Here is a 15,361-nt window from a genome sequence, read left to right on the forward strand (position 1 = left end):
AAAACGTATGAAAAAGCGATCCGTTTCAAGGATTGCTTTTTCTTTTCTTCTGATTTTTCCTTTTCCGTCATATAGATATACCATGAACGGATCGGAGGGATAAAAGATGTCTAATAAGAAAAACGATGCGGAGCAAAAGCCGCTCATGTATATTGTACAGCCTGATTATGATGCGGCAGAGGCAAACATGCAGGACATTCTCATCAAAAGAAAAAAAACGGCAAAAGAAAAAGCACTTAAAGATAAGGAAAAACGAAGCGAAGAACATGCAGAAGAACCGGTTTCAAAGGAGAAAGAGGCGGCTGAAGCAGTTCAAAACAGGGAGGCGGACAGACCTGCAAAAGGAATAAAGCCGATTAAGAAACCGCTCAGTAAAATGACGATAACCGAAAAAATCGATTTTTTAACAAGCCTGCCGGGGAATATGCCGAAAACGCTTTGTCTTATTGAAGCAAATGGAAAGACCTACAGGGGGACGCTCATCGAAAAAAAAGGCGATTCTGTCTTCGTGCGGACATCAAGCAAAGGCGATCCTGCTGAGCTGGCGATCGCAAGCATTACTTCGCTCCACCCGCTCGGTTTCTAGCACAAAAAAAGTCCCGTTGCAGGGACTTTAATTTGTGCGGTTGATCAATTGCGGGTTTAAACATTCGATTGCACAGAAGCATTCCAGATCCACTTCGATACAGAAGCTTGTTTTTTCTAAACGAAACACATCGCAAATTTTATCTTTTTCATCTGTGAAATCAAGAATGCGGCGGTTTTCGTCAAAGGCGATCAACAGCCTCAGCGTCGCGCAGCAGTCTTTGATGTTTTCAACTCTGAAAAAAACGGTGCTGAAGCAAGGGCCTGCTTCAAGTTCTCCTACGTTTCCGAAAGCGACAAACGGCTTTGATTTAGATGTGTATATAATAAACGGAATGGTATCGCCGAGATTTCGCGTTGGAGACAGCAGGTTGCTGAAACAGCTTGTCGGGCAGCCATCTTCTTCAATGGCGTTTTGCAGCTCATGGATCTTTTCAACTGCATCGCATACGCAGTTATCGCCTGAAAATATCGTCATGTTATGATCCCTCCTAAATCATGGATTTTCGCTTCGTTTTCAAGACGGCCGGGCTTTTCTATTGGTAAAAGGAGCTGCCGAGAGCCGGCAGCTTTCGTGAGTAAGGCATGCACCAAGCCGTTTTCCGGGTTATACGGCTAAGGATGCAATCTGAATGGTTTAACCGTGATTGTGTTTTTTGTCTGCTGCGCGATCTACGAGATCAGGTGACAGACATTGAATAGCACAGAAACAAGTCAAGTCGACTTCGATGCAAAAGTCCGTTTTTTCAAGCCCGAAAAAGTCAGGGTCACAAGGGTGGCAAACGCTGAGCGTATCGCCGTTTATGTCCACAGGCCTCAGGATTGAAAGAGTTGCGCAGCAATCTTTTAAACTTTCTGCCCGAAAGAAAATAGATTCGAAGCACTGCATATCATCTGAAAATCCTCCGACATTTCCAAAGGTTGAAAACAGGCCGCCCTTTTTGTCATACAAAAGGAACGGAATCGTGTCTTTTCCGGAAACAGTCGGATTCAGCAAGTTGCCGAAGCAGCTTGTCGAGCATGCCGCTGTTTCCTCGACTGCTTCCTGCTCTTCAATAATCTGCTCAACTGCTTCACATACACAATTTTCATGCCGGCCATGGTTTTTTCCGCAGCTCATGGATTTCAGCTCCTTTATATAGGATATTTGACTTTAGTCTTTAACAACATATGTACCCGTGCCCTTGTTGGTGTGGGTAATCGTCTATAAAAATGAAGAAAAGCAGAGCGGGTTGGCTCTGCTTTTTGTATTAAAGAATGCCGACAATAAGCGTTGCGATGATAACTGTAAGTGTTTGGACCGCTGTGGTGATCAATGCAGCAACGTCTGTATCTTCTGTTGTTACTGTGACATCGCGTGAATTGTCGATTACCAGCTTTTGGCGGTTCGTTTGTTTGTTGGCTGATACTTGCAGCAAATCTTGCGATACAAGCTCCGCCAATTCAAAGTCATCAATAATGGCGAGAACAACTGTAACGATTGCTGTCTGAATAGATGTCAGTACAGATGCGACGACTTGGGTATCCTCTGTAGAAACTCTGATATCGCAAGAATCTTTAATAATGATCGTTTCATCTGAAAGCTGCTTGTTAAGGTTGAGCTGATCCAATTCCTGATTGATGAATGCATCGTCTTTGCCGCATTTGCAATTATAGTCGTCACACAGCTGTTTCTTAGGGAATCTCGGATAATACTCGGTTCCCGGATGCTCGCATTCAGGATCAAGCGCAACCCAAGAATATGGTCTTGTTTCCATTTGTATTCCTCCTTCCATTTACTATTATTAAATGTTTGAAGCTTTGAACTTGTATATGGCAAATACCCTAATCCAAATCCCCATTTTTTTCTTCGTTTGCTGCATGATTTTCCTGCTGTCTTCTTTGTTTGAGTTTTTCTCTTAATTTATTTGAACGGTTTCTTCTTCGTTTTGATCTGTCTTCGGATTGCAACGTGTTATCCGACTTGTTCTTTTCTTGTTTTTTCTTCTGCTGCTTGATGACGGCTTCAGACTGTGCTTTCAAATCATCGAGCATTTTTAAAATATTGTTCTTTTCTTCCTCAGACAGCGTCCGTACATTGTCCTTTGAGACCCCGTGTTTTCTAAGGATATTTGTCACGAGCGTACTCATTAATGGATTGACATCTGCTTTGAGTTTTTCTTTATCTGACAATTGATTCTCACCTCAATTTCTAAAGAATATTAGAAAGAAAGAAGGATTTAAAGTATGTCAAGTTCTGTTAAAAGAGCGGTCAGAACGTCAGTCAAGATTTGAACAGAAACTGCGATTTCCAACGAAGAAAGTGTAATTTCGACATGTCGGCTGCCTATTACTTGAATGATCGTCTTTTTCTTGGTTTGCAATCTGTGTACGGCCAGAATTTGTTCCGAGATGAGATCGGCTGTATCCGGATCTTCGATCGTCAGCTGCACCGCCAGAATAATCAGTGTGATGACAATTGCCTGTAGAGAGAGAGCGGCTGTTATGTTTGTCGTGTTTAGCGTAACATGTTCAGAATCTATGATTTCAATAAGCTGTTCATATTCCCTGGAGATGTCGTCGAATGTTTCCGTATAGAGTGCTTCGGCATTTTCTTGAAACGACATAACTTTCACTCCTTTCTTATCCACACTTTATTAAATGCAAATTGGTTCCATAGCGGAATGAGAAAAACATACAATTCCGCACCCAAATTTAGCGGCAGCACGCGTTTTTCAAATCATGTTCAGCACGGATGCGGCATATATTTAGAGATCAGACGATATTCATGAGGGGGAGCCATGTGATACAAAGCTGGTTTTTATTGATATTATTTTCGCTTGCGGTGTTTCGGCTGACGCGTCTTGTCGTGTTTGACACGATCACGGCTCCATTGCGAAGCCTGTTTCACGAAGAGGTTGAAGAAAAAAATGAAGCAGGACAGGTTGAAACATATATTGTCATTAAAGGAAAAGGCCTGAGAGCCTGGATCGGTGAACTGTTAAGCTGTTATTGGTGCACAGGGGTCTGGTGTACTGCTTTTTTGCTTGTGTTCTACGCGCTGATTCCAGACGTTGCCGAATGGCTGATCCTGCTGCTTGCCATTGCCGGCCTGGCAGGGGTGATGGAAACGATCGTGTCAAAATGGCTCAGTTGAATGGGGGTTTGTCACAGCAACTTATGAAAAGATGAGTCATATAATGGGATATACGAATGAGAAAGGAAGGAATAGCAATGAGACAAGTGAAAAGGCGGCATCACGGCCGGTTGGCGAATACTTCCAGCAACAATCAATCCACTTTCTCAAAAAAAGTGAAGAAAAAAGGATGCGGATGCGGCAAAAAAAGAAGAGCCCAATAATTTTTTTCAAAAAAAGCCGGAAAAAGATCCGGTTTTTTTGTTTCCATTCTCCCTCTTCATGCATACATAATCATGAGGAGGGAGATCCGCGTGAATCTATTTGAACAGCTGATAGACTCGGTTTACCGCAGGCATGATCAATCTCAGGCGGACCATGAACGAATTATGAAGGAGCAGCAGAGGGAATTGGATCAATTGGACCAGTCGGCAGAACGGTTTGGACATCAAGTCGAACAGTTCGCTGAAACATCTGAAGCATGGCTGGGAGAGGATGCGGGACTGCCGGGCGTATTTAAATAATCCACACAAGCCCTATGCATCTATCCAAGCGAACTCTATCAATTTTCATATGGTATAGGGAGAAAAGGAGGTGCTTTAGATGGGCTTTTATGGCGGAGGAGTTCCTATTGGCTATGGCAATGGCGGCTATGGCGGCAATAGCTATGGCTCAACATTTGTATTGATCGTTGTTTTATTTATTCTTCTCATCATTGTCGGCGCTTCTTTTAGATACTAGTCTTTTAAAAAGAAGGGAGCATAGGGCGCGGCAGTTCTGTGCTCTCTTCTTATAAAAGAATCGGCTGGGAAAGGCACGCGGCGTTTCCAAAAGACATATGATAGCGTATCACTCCCAAAAAAGGAGGCAGGGATATGGACAATCAATTTTTCAAAAACATTGAAAAGAAAACAGGCGTCAGCATGTCGGACGTGATGCAGCTGGCGAACTCTTTGCAAAACGCCAACTTCAAGGATGAAAAAACGGTCCGCAGCGTTATTAAACGCGTTGCCAAATTGGCGAATAAACGGGTTCCAAAAGAAATGGAAGACCGGATTGTCGAATCGATTGTTAGCGGAAAAGAAAAAATGGATTTCAATACGATCGCTAAAATGATGAACAGCAAAAAATGAACACCGCGCCTTCCGGTAAGGGAGGGCACGGTGTTTTTTAACGCGATTGAAGTTCAGCCGCCTGCGGCTGTTTTCTTAAAATCGGCTGCAAAAATCTTGAACGGTAGGCCGTTCTGCTTCTTCTGACCGATGGGACGCTGATATACAGGTTGTCTTCCGCCCGGGTCATGGCGACATAAAGGAGCCTTCTTTCTTCTTCCAAGGCGGTTTCATCACCCTTTCTTGCCGATTCCAATGCGAAGTCATGGGGGATGGAACCGTCGACCGCTCCCAGGATATAGACCGTTTTAAATTCAAGCCCTTTGGCGCGGTGGATCGTTAACAGCTGGACTCCCTTTCCGTCGGGTTTTTGTTTCTCGGCTGCTCTCATATGATCAACATGCGCCAGAAATTCAGGGATCGTTTTGAATCTCTTCGCTGCCGTTTTCAAATCGCGCAGATCATCTGAGCCTTTTTCCAGCTTGTTTCCTTCATTGCCGCGTTTTTTCAGATAGTCGGAAAAGCCCATTTTTTCTTCAGCAAATGTCATCGCTTCGACAGGCTTCATCGTTTTCAGGCTGCTGAAAAAGGGAACGATTTTTTTGATTTTTTCAAGCTGGAACGGTTTGATATCGGTCAATTTTACGAGCGCCTGCACCATCGTACAATCCTCTGTGATTGAGAGCGCCTTTAGCGTATTTAAAGCGGACTGCTTTAAAAAGAGGGCCGGCAATAGCTGTTTGACGGCTTCTGTATCATCTTCATTTTGGCTTAAATAAAGATAGGCGAGCATTTGCCGGACGATCCGCCTGCTGTAGAAGGACTGGACGCCCTGGTCGGCCGTATAGGGAATCGCCGACTCGTGAAGGCGTTCATAAATGGCGCGGCCGCCGCTGTTTGTCCGATAAAGGACGGCGAAATCCTGCGGTTTGGCGCCCATTTGAATTTTCTCGCGGATATCGGAGACGATCATGATCGCTTCTTCCTCTTCATCATACGGATAAAATAAAAGCGGTTTTTTGACATCGTCCCGCACGGCTTCCAGTGTCTTGGCCCAGCGGTTTTTGTTTCTTTTGACGACCGCCTCCGCGCTTGCGACAATGGGGTGGCTTGACCTGTAATTCGTCGCCAGATGAATCGTTTTTGCATCCGGAAAGTCCTTTTCAAAATCAAGAATAAAAGAAGGGCTGCTGCCTCTGAACGCATAAATCGACTGATCATCATCACCGACACAGGTGATGTTGTTTTCAGGGCTGGCCAGAAGCCTGATAATCGCATATTGGACGGGATTGATATCCTGGAATTCATCGATCAAAATCGCATGAAACCGCGATTGGTATCTCTGCAAAACATCCGGACGTTCTTGAAACAGCTCATAGCATGCGGAAGCCATATCATCAAAATCGAATTGGCCGCGTGATTTTTTTTGCTCTTCATAATGGCAGAACAGCCGGTGCACCCGCTTCTCCCATTCGTCCTCAAGCGGAATGCGCTCCCCGGGAAGATAGGCGTTTTTCCAATAGCCGATCTGCTGGATCGCCTGGTCGATCGGAAAATCTTTTTCATCAAGCCCTTCGTCGGCCAATGCCATTTTGATGTACTGCTCTTTTTGCCACTCCCATTTCAGCAGGCGGTCTCCATTCCATTTCGCAGGATCATGATGATAGAGAATTTTATAAAACAGGCTGTGAAATGTTCCGGTTACAAGGCGGCTGACCGTACGTTCCGCCAAGCCGTACTGCGAGGCCATCCGCTCTTTCATTTCCTTGACCGCTTTTGTGGTGAAGGTGACAAGCAGGATGGCAGCAGGCGGTATCTCAAGATGTGACAGCATATAAGCCGTCCTCGCCGTTAATACCCGCGTTTTCCCGCTTCCGGCGCCGGCCAGTACGAGAAGAGGGCCTTCCGGAGCGGAAACGGCCTCAAGCTGTTTTTCATGTAAAGAAACATTCGGAAACATTTGCTCAGCCGATGTTTCGGCTTTGGGAAAAAAATGTTTATGAACAGCCGCCTCTCTCGGAGGCTCCCAAACGCTTGCCGGTGTCTGCGATTGCTCTGTGATCGGTTTTCCTTTCGGCAGGCGGAACACGCCGCTTTCCGTATAAGCCGTTTTTTCTTTTGGCTGATCGTTGAGGCATGCCGCTTCACATTCAGAAAAATCACCTGTTTCCCTGTGAACAAAATGCGGTTCTTCATGGATTGTCAATGCCAACCGAAGCGGCATGCCGCATGTTTTGCATGTAATATGGTCTTTTCTTGCCTCGTCAAAGAGGAATTGAAAATGTTCTCGCGAATATGTATGTAGATGGATGTCTCTGTTATTTAAACGTGCGCATTTCAAAAAGAAGTCCTCCAGTAATTGGTAGTCGTCTTCTTATGGGACAACGTCTATCATATCAAATGACAACCATTTAAAACAGTAGATTTTTGGGAATGCGAGCATGGGAGGAGATACGATGGGATATTTGCCGCCGGTTTACCATGATCAGTATGTACAATACGCCAATCGCACCATCAGCCAGAAATCAAATTATGCATATATCCAAAAAACGGCCTTCGTGCAAAGCGAAAGGTCTTACCGAGAAGTAGAAAAACGAGTGGAAAACCAGACATCTGCAGAAAGAAGAGTGCAGGAACAAAAACGGAAAAAAGGAATGGAGCAGAGAATCTCAGAAAAGAGAAACATAGGCCGTTATGTGAATGAATCGGTTTAATGGCATAGAGCGAATTCCGTGGTGCCTGTTCTGCGGCGGCACGCTGTCATATTTGACAGCTGTCCGGCGGACGGCCTCCCGGATAAGCGAAAACCCCGGCGGTCTGCCGGGGTTTTCATTATTTTTTGCGCAATGTTTTGAGTCCGAAATATAAGATGATTAAAACCGCTGCTCCAAGCATTATCGGAGTTGTATACGTTTTAGCCACATTTTCAACATGATCCCACCGGCTTCCGAGCTGTATTCCGAGGTAAACAAATAAAATCGACCACGGGATGATGGCGAGCACCGTCAGACCGGTGAATTTCAAGAGCGGCATCTTGGCAATTCCGGCGGGAATGGAGATGGCATGCCGGACGACCGGAATGAAACGGGCTGAAAATACGACGCCGCCCCCGTATTTTTCAAACCATTTTTCCGCTGTTTCAATATGATGTTTTTGAATCAGTAAGTATTTTCCGTATTTGTATAGAAACGGCCGACCGCCGTAATAGCCGATCCAGTAGAGAAACAATTGGGCAATCGTTCCTCCGATGACTCCCGCGATGATGGCACCGATAAAAGTGATGGAGCCGTTTGACACCATATACCCTCCGTATGCCAGCACAATTTCGCTCGGGATGATTTCAATCATTAAACCGATCGCTATCCCAAGATAACCGAGATCGGTCAGCCATATTAAAATGTCATTCACTATGCTTCCCATTTTTGTTTTTTCACCCTGCCTTTTTCATTCATCAGCCGAACATTTGGATCATACGGCGTGACTTTTCTCCGTTTGGACGGGAAACAAGCGAATATCAAAACCCGTTCGGATGTGTTTTGTGCCACTCCCAAGCGCTTTGAATCATGGTTTGTAAATCGCTGTATTTCGGCTTCCATCCGGTATCTGTCTGAAGCGCCCGGCTGTCTGCCACAAGCACCTGGGGATCGCCCGCTCTGCGCTTGTCCGTTTGTTTTGGGATGTTTCTTTCCGTGACGTTTTCAGCTGTTTCCATCACGTCTTTCACGGAATGTCCGGCCCCTGTCCCTACATTATAAACATTTTGTTTCAGTCTGTCTTCATACAAAGCATCAAGAGCTGACAAATGGGCCGCCGCCAGATCGAGGACATGAATATAGTCTCTGATGCAGGTCCCGTCGGGTGTCGGATAATCATCGCCAAAGATTGAGATTTTTTCTCTGCGGCCAAGCGCCGTCTGCAGGATGAGAGGGATGAGATGGCTTTCAGGATCGTGGTCTTCGCCGATGATCCCGTCCATGTCCGCGCCTGCCGCATTAAAATAGCGGAGAGCGGCCCATTTGACATGATGCGTTTTCCCGACCCAATGCAGGTATTTTTCAATCATCAGTTTTGATTCGCCGTAAGGGTTGACAGGCTGGAGCGGAGCGGTTTCCCGGATCGGCTTGTCCCCTGCGATGCCGTAAACGGCCGCTGTTGATGAAAACACGATGTGTTTGACGCCTTCACTGATGATATGTTCAAAGAAAGAACAGGATTTTATTGTATTTTCTCTGAAGTAGAGTTCCGGTTTTTCAATTGATTCCGATACAAGGCTTTTTGCCGCAAAATGGATGACGGCATCAATTTCGTGCTTTCTTATGATCGATGTCACCAATCCGTGATCGCTGATATCACCCTCGTAAAAGTGAGGGGTGTGAACGGCTTCACGGTGTCCTGTGGACAGGTTGTCAAGCACAACGGCGTTTATGTTTTGTTTTTTTAATGCCAGAACGGTATGGCTTCCGATGTATCCGGCTCCTCCGGTTACGAGCACTGACTTCATTGTAAAGCTCCTTTCTGCGTTTCTCTTTTGAGGACATTCTCCATGTAGGCCAGCAGTTTCGGCCGCATCTCATCCCGCATGAGCCCCATTTCGATGCTTGCTTTAAAGCAGCCAAGCTTGTCGCCGATATCAAAGCGGCTGCCTTCCAACTGCCGGGCATAAATGTTTTGTTCCCGGCATATGTCTCTTAACGCGTCTGTCAGTTGTATTTCATTCCCCGCGCCTTTTTGGGTACGCTCAAGAACAGGGAAAATGGATGGCTCTAAAATATAGCGTCCCATGACGGCGATATTCGAAGGCGCTTCTCGAACAGCCGGTTTTTCGACCAAGTCTTCGATGTCATATACTTTATTTTTCTGCGTGGCTGTCTGAATGATCCCGTATTTGGAGACATCGGCCGGTTCGACACACTGAACGCCGATGACAGATGTTTTATATTCTTTATATACGTCGATGAGCTGCTGCAAGGCCGGTTTTTCCGAGATCATGATGTCGTCGCCGAGCAGGACGGCAAACGGCTCATCACCGATGAAATGCCGCGCCGACAAAACCGCGTGTCCGAGTCCGAGCGGCTCTTTTTGGCGGATGTAATGGATGTTTGCTAAGTCGGCAATGTTCTGAATCTCTTTTAATAGATCATGTTTGTTTTTATTTAATAGATTCTGTTCGAGCTCAGCAGACCGGTCGAAATGATCTTCAATCGAGCGCTTGTTTCTTCCTGTAATGATGAGAATATCTTCTATGCCTGATTGAACGGCTTCCTCCACAATATATTGAATGGCAGGTTTATCAACGATCGGCAGCATTTCTTTCGGCTGCGCTTTTGTCGCAGGCAGAAATCTCGTTCCCAACCCGGCTGCGGGAATAACGGCTTTTCTTATTGTCATGATTATTCACTCCTGTTCATTTCAATTCTTAAGAATTTGTTTCAGGTTCTTGAAACACCCATAGGCGGTTACCGATAAAATTCATCACCATTCCTCCGAGGGTCGCTATGATTTTGCTGGAAAAGAGAGACAAGCCCCCTTTTTGAAGAACGTAGAGGATAAGAAAGGTGATCCCTGAAGCTGCAAGGTTTATCAGGAGAAAACGGAAAATCTCTTGTCCGCGGACCTTTTTTTTCACCCGGAATGTCCACGTGCGATTCCAGATATAGCTGTTTGCCATGCCGGCGGTATATGAACAAACCTGTGCGAGAAGGTAGGGGACATTGACCGCCGTAAGCAGGAAAAATACCCCGAAATCAATCAATGTGTTTCCGGCTCCGACAGTGCCGAAGCGGCATAAGGTGGCGAATTTGGTTTTCATCATAACGGCATTCGATTTTTACCTCCCAACAGGAGAAACGGGCTGTGCACCCTTCCTGAAAGCTTACACATAACCTTAGCGAATAATGTTGAATAAACGATAAACAAAAGATGAACAAACTATGAAATATTGAGGGGCGGGGGAAAAGAAAAACCGTTCCGGATGTGGAACGGTTCATTGGCCCGCAGGAGGAGATATTGGCGGCGTGCGGCACCTGAAGCCCGCTTTTACGCGCCTTGCGGGAAGTTATTCTTTGATCATTTTGACGTGAGGAATATCCGCGTCTAAAAATTCTTCGGAGGCGACTTTGTAGCCGTGTTTTTCGTAAAAAGGAACGGCTTGTGTCTGGGCGTTCAGCATGAATCGGGAAGCGCCCTGTTTTTTCGCTTCCGTTTCCAGCGCCTCCATAATCAGATTGCCGATACCTGAGGAACGGTGGCTTTTTAAAACACAGATTCGCTCCAGCTTTCCGTACCCGTCAACAAGGCGAACGCGGCCGGCTCCGACCGATTCTTTTCCGTCATAGATGACAAGGTGTGAAGATTCCTGTTCGAGATGATCCATTTCTTCTTCCGGTGAAACATGCTGTTCTTTGATAAATACTTCTGTTCTGACAAAAAAAGCGTCTTTAAGCTGCTGATCATTCTTGACGATGACGGATTTCACTTGTTGTCTTCACACTCCTAAAATAAATGTTTCATAAACGGTCCAAGAGCCGTTGTCCAATTGATAAAGCAGGTGAAAGCGGTCGATGATTTCTTCATGTGTCGCGTCTCTCATTTTAAGCGTTCCAAGGACATCGGAATGCTCATCATCAGAAAGGTTTTGGGCAATCGTCACATGGGGAACAAACGCATACTCCGGCTTGTCTTCCAAAACGCCGCTGTACATTTTTTCATGCAGCTCCGTTAATTCCGCTGTCGGTTCCGCTTTCATATAAATCACATTATTGACCGGGGCAAAAGAACTGAACTTTGTAATTTTCAGCCTGATCGGCTTCAGCTCTTTAGAAAGTTCTCTCAGGTGTGCAACGACTTTGCCGATATCTTCTTCAGAAGATTCAAACGGTGTTCTTAATGTGAGGTGGGGCGGGATTAAAGCGTAATTCGGATCATAGCGTTTCCGGTAGGAATTTGCAATGTCCTGAAGTTTTTTTGATGGGAATAGCACAATACCGTATTTCATTTTGTTCCCTCCTTAGACAATTTATATGGTTTTAGTATATCAAAGATCAGCTTAGATACGGAGAGCTAAAGCATTTTTTTTAAGGCGGGCGTGATTAAAGGCTGCCAGTACGTCCACTTATGGTCTCCGTCAAATGTTTCAAAGTGATAGTTCATGTTCTCGTTTTGAAGCAGCTCCTTCAGTTTTTCATTTGGAGCGGTAAAGTCCAAAATTTGATTGTCGGTCGTTTTGACTTCGGTTTCTTTTACGCCGATTTGGTGGTACACCGAAATGAGCTGCAGCGAAGCGGAGGTTTCGACTTTTTCAAGCACATGGCTGTCGACGTACGGGGACTGCATAATGACATTACCGAACATATTCGGGTAATCGAGCGCAGTCATGAGGGACACGGTTCCCCCGAGTGAATCTCCGATCAGCGTCCTGCCAGGTCCGACTTGATATGTTGGATATTCCCGGTCTGCGAAAGGAACCAGTTCATGTGCCAAAAAGCGCTTATACGCTTCGAATTTCGGCCCTTCCGGATGGTATGTGTGCCTTCTTTCCTGAACGCTTTTGTAAGGGACGCCGATGACGATGCACCGTTCAATTTCACCGTTGTGTAACAGTTCTTCGATCTGCCGGCTGATGCGGCCCAAACGGAAATAGTCATGACCATCCTGGGCGATGATGACATGGTATTTGTAGAGCGGGGAATAGCTGGAAGGCAAATAGACCAACAGCTCCATTTCTTCGCCGAGCTCTTTTGAGTAAAGCTTTTTTTCCTGAATGACTCCTGTTTTCATAGTCAAGCTGAATTCCTCCAGAAAGTAGGTTGTTAACGTTTCCAACATTGTAACACGAATAGTGCGAAAATTCTCTTCGTAACTGCAATTTTCGGCTGACCCGGGTTGCGTCCGGACTACATTAGTCTGCCGCTACAATGTGGCAAGCTTTTTCTGATCCGGGATTTCATCATATCATATCAAGGAGATAAAGATTCAAAAAAGGCTCTTGAAAATTCTCCTGAATTGGGGTAAAGTAAAGAACAATCAGAAAATTAAAGACATTCTTATCACGAGAGGTGGAGGGACTGGCCCTTTGAAACCTCAGCAACCGGCTGCACCTGACAATGTCAGTGCACCAAGGTGCTAAATCCAGCAAGCGACATGCTTGGAAGATAAGAGGAAGCGTTTATCCAACCCCTTCTTCTTATGAAGAAGGGGTTTTTACTTTTAAAAGGATGGTGTCATATGACTGAACATGTACAAACAACACTGGCGCAAATCGGAAACCGCAGCGATGAAATAACGGGAACCGTCAATCCGCCGGTTTATTTCTCCTCCGCATACCGCCATAAAGGAATCGGAGAATCCACCGGATTTGATTACATCCGCACAAAAAATCCGACAAGACAGCTTGTGGAGGACGCAATCGCAAAACTCGAAGGCGGAACGCGCGGCTTTGCGTTCAGTTCCGGCATGGCCGCCATTCAGACGATTATGGCGCTGTTTCAAAGCGGAGATGAGCTGATCGTCTCCTCGGATTTATACGGGGGGACATACCGCCTGTTCGAAAACGAATGGAAAAAATACGGACTGCGCTTTTTGTACGATGATTTCTCAGACGAGGACTGTATCAAGTCAAAAATCACGGAAAACACGAAGGCGCTTTTTGTAGAAACCCCGACAAACCCGCTCATGCAGGAAACCGATATTAAAAAAGTCGCGGAAATCGCCAAGGAGCACGGCCTGCTGCTGATTGTGGACAATACGTTTTACACCCCGGTTTTGCAAAGGCCGCTTGAGCTTGGGGCTGATCTTGTCATTCACAGTGCGACAAAGTATTTAGGCGGCCACAACGATCTTTTGGCTGGACTCGTCGTGGCAAAAGGCGAAGAGCTGTCAGAGGAAATGTTTCAGCATCAAAACGCCATCGGCGCTGTTTTATCCCCGTTTGATTCATGGCTGCTCATGAGAGGCATGAAGACGCTTGCCCTCAGAATGAGGCAGCATCAGGAAAACGCCCGGGAGCTCGCCGCGTTTTTGGAGGAACAGGAGGAGGTTGCAGACGTTCTTTATCCAGGAAAAGGCGGGATGCTGTCATTTCGCGTTCAAAAAGAAGAATGGGTCAACCCGTTTCTGAAAAGCTTGCAAACGATCTGCTTTGCTGAAAGCCTGGGCGGGGTTGAGAGCTTTATCACATATCCGGCGACACAGACCCACATGGATATTCCCGAGGACATCCGGATCGCGAACGGCGTCTGCAACAGGCTGCTGCGCTTTTCGGTCGGAATTGAGCATGTAGCCGATTTGAAGCATGACCTCAAGCAGGCATTGCAGAAAGTAAAAGAGGAGGCGGTCAACGCATGAGCAAGGGGAGCTGGACGTTCGAAACTAAACTCGTACACAACCAATCAAAAACAGACGGAGCAACAGGAGCCGTCAGCGTGCCGATCCAGCACGCATCGACCTTTCATCAAAGCTCGTTTGACCAGTTCGGCGAATATGATTACAGCCGTTCCGGGACTCCGACGAGAAAAGCGCTTGAAGACGCGATCGCCGAGCTTGAAGGCGGGGCGCGCGGGTTTGCTTTTTCTTCAGGCATGGCCGCCATCTCCACCGCTTTTTTGCTTTTATCAAAAGGAGATCACGTTCTGGTCACAAAAGATGTCTACGGCGGCACGTACCGGATGATTACCGATGTATTGAGCCGCTTTGGTATTGAGCATACTTTTGTCGATATGACCGATTTAAATGAAATTGCACTAAACATCAAGGAAAACACAAAGGTGATTTATCTTGAAACCCCTTCGAACCCGACGCTCGGGATCACGGATATCAGGGGCGTCGTCAAGCTTGCCAAAGCGCACGGCTGTCTGACTTTCCTTGACAACACGTTTATGACCCCGGCGCTTCAGCGGCCGCTTGAGCTTGGTGTTGATATCGTCCTGCACAGCGCGACGAAATTTTTAAGCGGGCACAGCGATGTCTTATCAGGTCTTGCCGCCGTCAAAGATGAAAAGCTCGGTGAAGCTCTCTATAAGCTGCAAAACTCTTTCGGAGCGGTTCTCGGCGTGCAGGACTGCTGGCTCGTCCTAAGAGGATTAAAAACGCTCCAGGTGCGCCTCGAAAAAGCAAGCCGAACAGCTCAGCAGCTCGCCGAATTTTTTGCAGACCACCCGGCTGTCAAGCAGGTGTATTATCCGGGGCTATCTTCACATCCGGGCGCCTCTGTGCATAAGCACCAGTCAAACGGCGCCGGCGCGGTTCTCTCTTTTGAGCTGGAGAATGCTGAAGCCGTTAAAAAAGTCGTGGAGAATGTTACTCTTCCGGTTTTTGCCGTCAGCTTGGGGGCGGTTGAGTCGATCCTTTCCTATCCGGCGAAAATGTCACATGCCGCAATGCCGAAAGAAGAGCGGGAAAAGCGGGGAATTACCGATGGCCTGCTGAGGCTCAGCGTCGGTGTGGAAAACGCGGATGATTTGCAGGAAGATTTTGCGCAAGCCTTGCAAGCTGCAGCAGGGACGCTTGCCCGGTCATGAGCGGGCAAGCGAAAAGGCCGGGAATTTGCTGAACA

The 15,361-nt window shown here is 46.5% G+C and carries 21 protein-coding genes and 1 riboswitch; of the genes, 8 read left to right on the forward strand and 13 right to left on the reverse strand.

What is annotated here, in order from left to right; genetic code table 11:
* Positions 1 to 106 precede the first annotated feature (106 nt).
* The gene (locus R5H20_RS06895) at positions 107 to 586 is read left to right on the forward strand and encodes a CotO family spore coat protein (RefSeq protein ID WP_006636862.1); all 480 of its coding nucleotides are present in this window, start codon (positions 107 to 109) and stop codon (positions 584 to 586) included.
* Between the two features lie 27 nt (positions 587 to 613).
* On the opposite strand, the gene R5H20_RS06900 is transcribed toward R5H20_RS06895, so the two are convergent.
* The 5 genes from R5H20_RS06900 to R5H20_RS06920 form a co-directional block, all read right to left on the reverse strand.
* A complete protein-coding gene (locus R5H20_RS06900) occupies positions 614 to 1,063 on the reverse strand; it encodes a CotY/CotZ family spore coat protein (RefSeq protein ID WP_006636863.1) in 450 nt (149 codons plus the stop codon).
* A gap of 159 nt (positions 1,064 to 1,222) precedes the next feature.
* A complete protein-coding gene (locus R5H20_RS06905; RefSeq protein ID WP_006636864.1) occupies positions 1,223 to 1,705 on the reverse strand; it encodes a CotY/CotZ family spore coat protein in 483 nt (160 codons plus the stop codon).
* A 130-nt stretch (positions 1,706 to 1,835) separates the two neighbouring features.
* Complete coding sequence (locus R5H20_RS06910) at positions 1,836 to 2,342, reverse strand: spore coat protein (protein ID WP_006636865.1); 507 nt, start codon at positions 2,340 to 2,342, stop codon at positions 1,836 to 1,838.
* Between the two features lie 67 nt (positions 2,343 to 2,409).
* Positions 2,410 to 2,757, reverse strand: a complete 348-nt coding sequence (locus tag R5H20_RS06915; RefSeq protein WP_006636866.1) for a hypothetical protein — start codon at positions 2,755 to 2,757, stop codon at positions 2,410 to 2,412.
* Between the two features lie 47 nt (positions 2,758 to 2,804).
* Positions 2,805 to 3,191 carry a spore coat protein gene (locus R5H20_RS06920; protein WP_006636867.1) on the reverse strand — a complete coding sequence of 129 codons (387 nt, stop codon included), beginning with the start codon at positions 3,189 to 3,191 and terminating at the stop codon, positions 2,805 to 2,807.
* A 161-nt stretch (positions 3,192 to 3,352) separates the two neighbouring features.
* Here R5H20_RS06920 and R5H20_RS06925 point away from each other — a divergent pair, with 161 nt between their 5' ends.
* The 4 genes from R5H20_RS06925 to R5H20_RS06940 all read left to right on the forward strand — a co-directional run bounded on the left by R5H20_RS06925 (position 3,353) and on the right by R5H20_RS06940 (position 4,833).
* The gene (locus R5H20_RS06925) at positions 3,353 to 3,721 is read left to right on the forward strand and encodes a DUF1360 domain-containing protein (RefSeq protein WP_081605349.1); all 369 of its coding nucleotides are present in this window, start codon (positions 3,353 to 3,355) and stop codon (positions 3,719 to 3,721) included.
* A gap of 293 nt (positions 3,722 to 4,014) precedes the next feature.
* Positions 4,015 to 4,224: a hypothetical protein gene (locus R5H20_RS06930; protein ID WP_006636869.1), complete on the forward strand. Its 210-nt coding sequence runs from the start codon at positions 4,015 to 4,017 to the stop codon at positions 4,222 to 4,224.
* Positions 4,225 to 4,303: 79 nt separating this feature from the next.
* Complete coding sequence (locus R5H20_RS06935; protein ID WP_006636870.1) at positions 4,304 to 4,441, forward strand: YjcZ family sporulation protein; 138 nt, start codon at positions 4,304 to 4,306, stop codon at positions 4,439 to 4,441.
* Between the two features lie 134 nt (positions 4,442 to 4,575).
* Positions 4,576 to 4,833, forward strand: a complete 258-nt coding sequence (locus R5H20_RS06940; RefSeq protein WP_006636871.1) for a sporulation-specific transcription regulator SpoVIF — start codon at positions 4,576 to 4,578, stop codon at positions 4,831 to 4,833.
* A gap of 37 nt (positions 4,834 to 4,870) precedes the next feature.
* Here R5H20_RS06940 and R5H20_RS06945 read toward each other — a convergent pair whose 3' ends face one another.
* Entirely contained in the window at positions 4,871 to 7,153 is a 2,283-nt protein-coding gene (locus R5H20_RS06945) for an ATP-dependent helicase (RefSeq protein WP_006636872.1), read from the reverse strand.
* A gap of 115 nt (positions 7,154 to 7,268) precedes the next feature.
* On the opposite strand from R5H20_RS06945, the gene R5H20_RS06950 reads away from it, so the two are divergent.
* A complete protein-coding gene (locus tag R5H20_RS06950; protein WP_006636873.1) occupies positions 7,269 to 7,526 on the forward strand; it encodes a hypothetical protein in 258 nt (85 codons plus the stop codon).
* 118 nt (positions 7,527 to 7,644) lie between these two features.
* On the opposite strand, the gene R5H20_RS06955 is transcribed toward R5H20_RS06950, so the two are convergent.
* The 7 genes from R5H20_RS06955 to R5H20_RS06985 form a co-directional block, all read right to left on the reverse strand.
* A complete protein-coding gene (locus R5H20_RS06955; RefSeq protein WP_006636874.1) occupies positions 7,645 to 8,232 on the reverse strand; it encodes an undecaprenyl phosphate transporter UptA in 588 nt (195 codons plus the stop codon).
* Between the two features lie 94 nt (positions 8,233 to 8,326).
* Positions 8,327 to 9,313 carry a UDP-glucose 4-epimerase GalE gene (gene galE / locus R5H20_RS06960; protein ID WP_006636875.1) on the reverse strand — a complete coding sequence of 329 codons (987 nt, stop codon included), beginning with the start codon at positions 9,311 to 9,313 and terminating at the stop codon, positions 8,327 to 8,329.
* The gene (gene galU, locus R5H20_RS06965) at positions 9,310 to 10,200 is read right to left on the reverse strand and encodes a UTP--glucose-1-phosphate uridylyltransferase GalU (RefSeq protein ID WP_006636876.1); all 891 of its coding nucleotides are present in this window, start codon (positions 10,198 to 10,200) and stop codon (positions 9,310 to 9,312) included. Before galU ends, galE begins: the two co-directional genes overlap by 4 nt.
* 28 nt (positions 10,201 to 10,228) lie before the next feature.
* Positions 10,229 to 10,624: a GtrA family protein gene (locus tag R5H20_RS06970; protein ID WP_006636877.1), complete on the reverse strand. Its 396-nt coding sequence runs from the start codon at positions 10,622 to 10,624 to the stop codon at positions 10,229 to 10,231.
* 243 nt (positions 10,625 to 10,867) lie between these two features.
* Complete coding sequence (locus R5H20_RS06975) at positions 10,868 to 11,287, reverse strand: GNAT family N-acetyltransferase (RefSeq protein ID WP_006636878.1); 420 nt, start codon at positions 11,285 to 11,287, stop codon at positions 10,868 to 10,870.
* A 9-nt stretch (positions 11,288 to 11,296) separates the two neighbouring features.
* Entirely contained in the window at positions 11,297 to 11,806 is a 510-nt protein-coding gene (locus R5H20_RS06980) for a YjcG family protein (RefSeq protein WP_006636879.1), read from the reverse strand.
* Positions 11,807 to 11,871: 65 nt separating this feature from the next.
* Positions 11,872 to 12,588 (reverse strand): esterase family protein, encoded by a 717-nt coding sequence (locus tag R5H20_RS06985; protein ID WP_006636880.1) that lies wholly within the window; start codon positions 12,586 to 12,588, stop codon positions 11,872 to 11,874.
* Positions 12,589 to 12,851: 263 nt separating this feature from the next.
* Positions 12,852 to 12,969, forward strand: a riboswitch (SAM riboswitch).
* Positions 12,970 to 13,035: 66 nt separating this feature from the next.
* Here R5H20_RS06985 and R5H20_RS06990 point away from each other — a divergent pair.
* Positions 13,036 to 14,154, forward strand: a complete 1,119-nt coding sequence (locus tag R5H20_RS06990) for a methionine biosynthesis PLP-dependent protein (protein WP_006636881.1) — start codon at positions 13,036 to 13,038, stop codon at positions 14,152 to 14,154.
* Entirely contained in the window at positions 14,151 to 15,326 is a 1,176-nt protein-coding gene (metC, locus tag R5H20_RS06995; protein WP_006636882.1) for a cystathionine beta-lyase, read from the forward strand. Before R5H20_RS06990 ends, metC begins: the two co-directional genes overlap by 4 nt.
* Positions 15,327 to 15,361: the final 35 nt, after the last annotated feature.

The organism is Bacillus sp. KICET-3 (assembly GCF_033261025.1).
Lineage (GTDB): Bacteria > Bacillota > Bacilli > Bacillales > Bacillaceae > Bacillus > Bacillus sonorensis.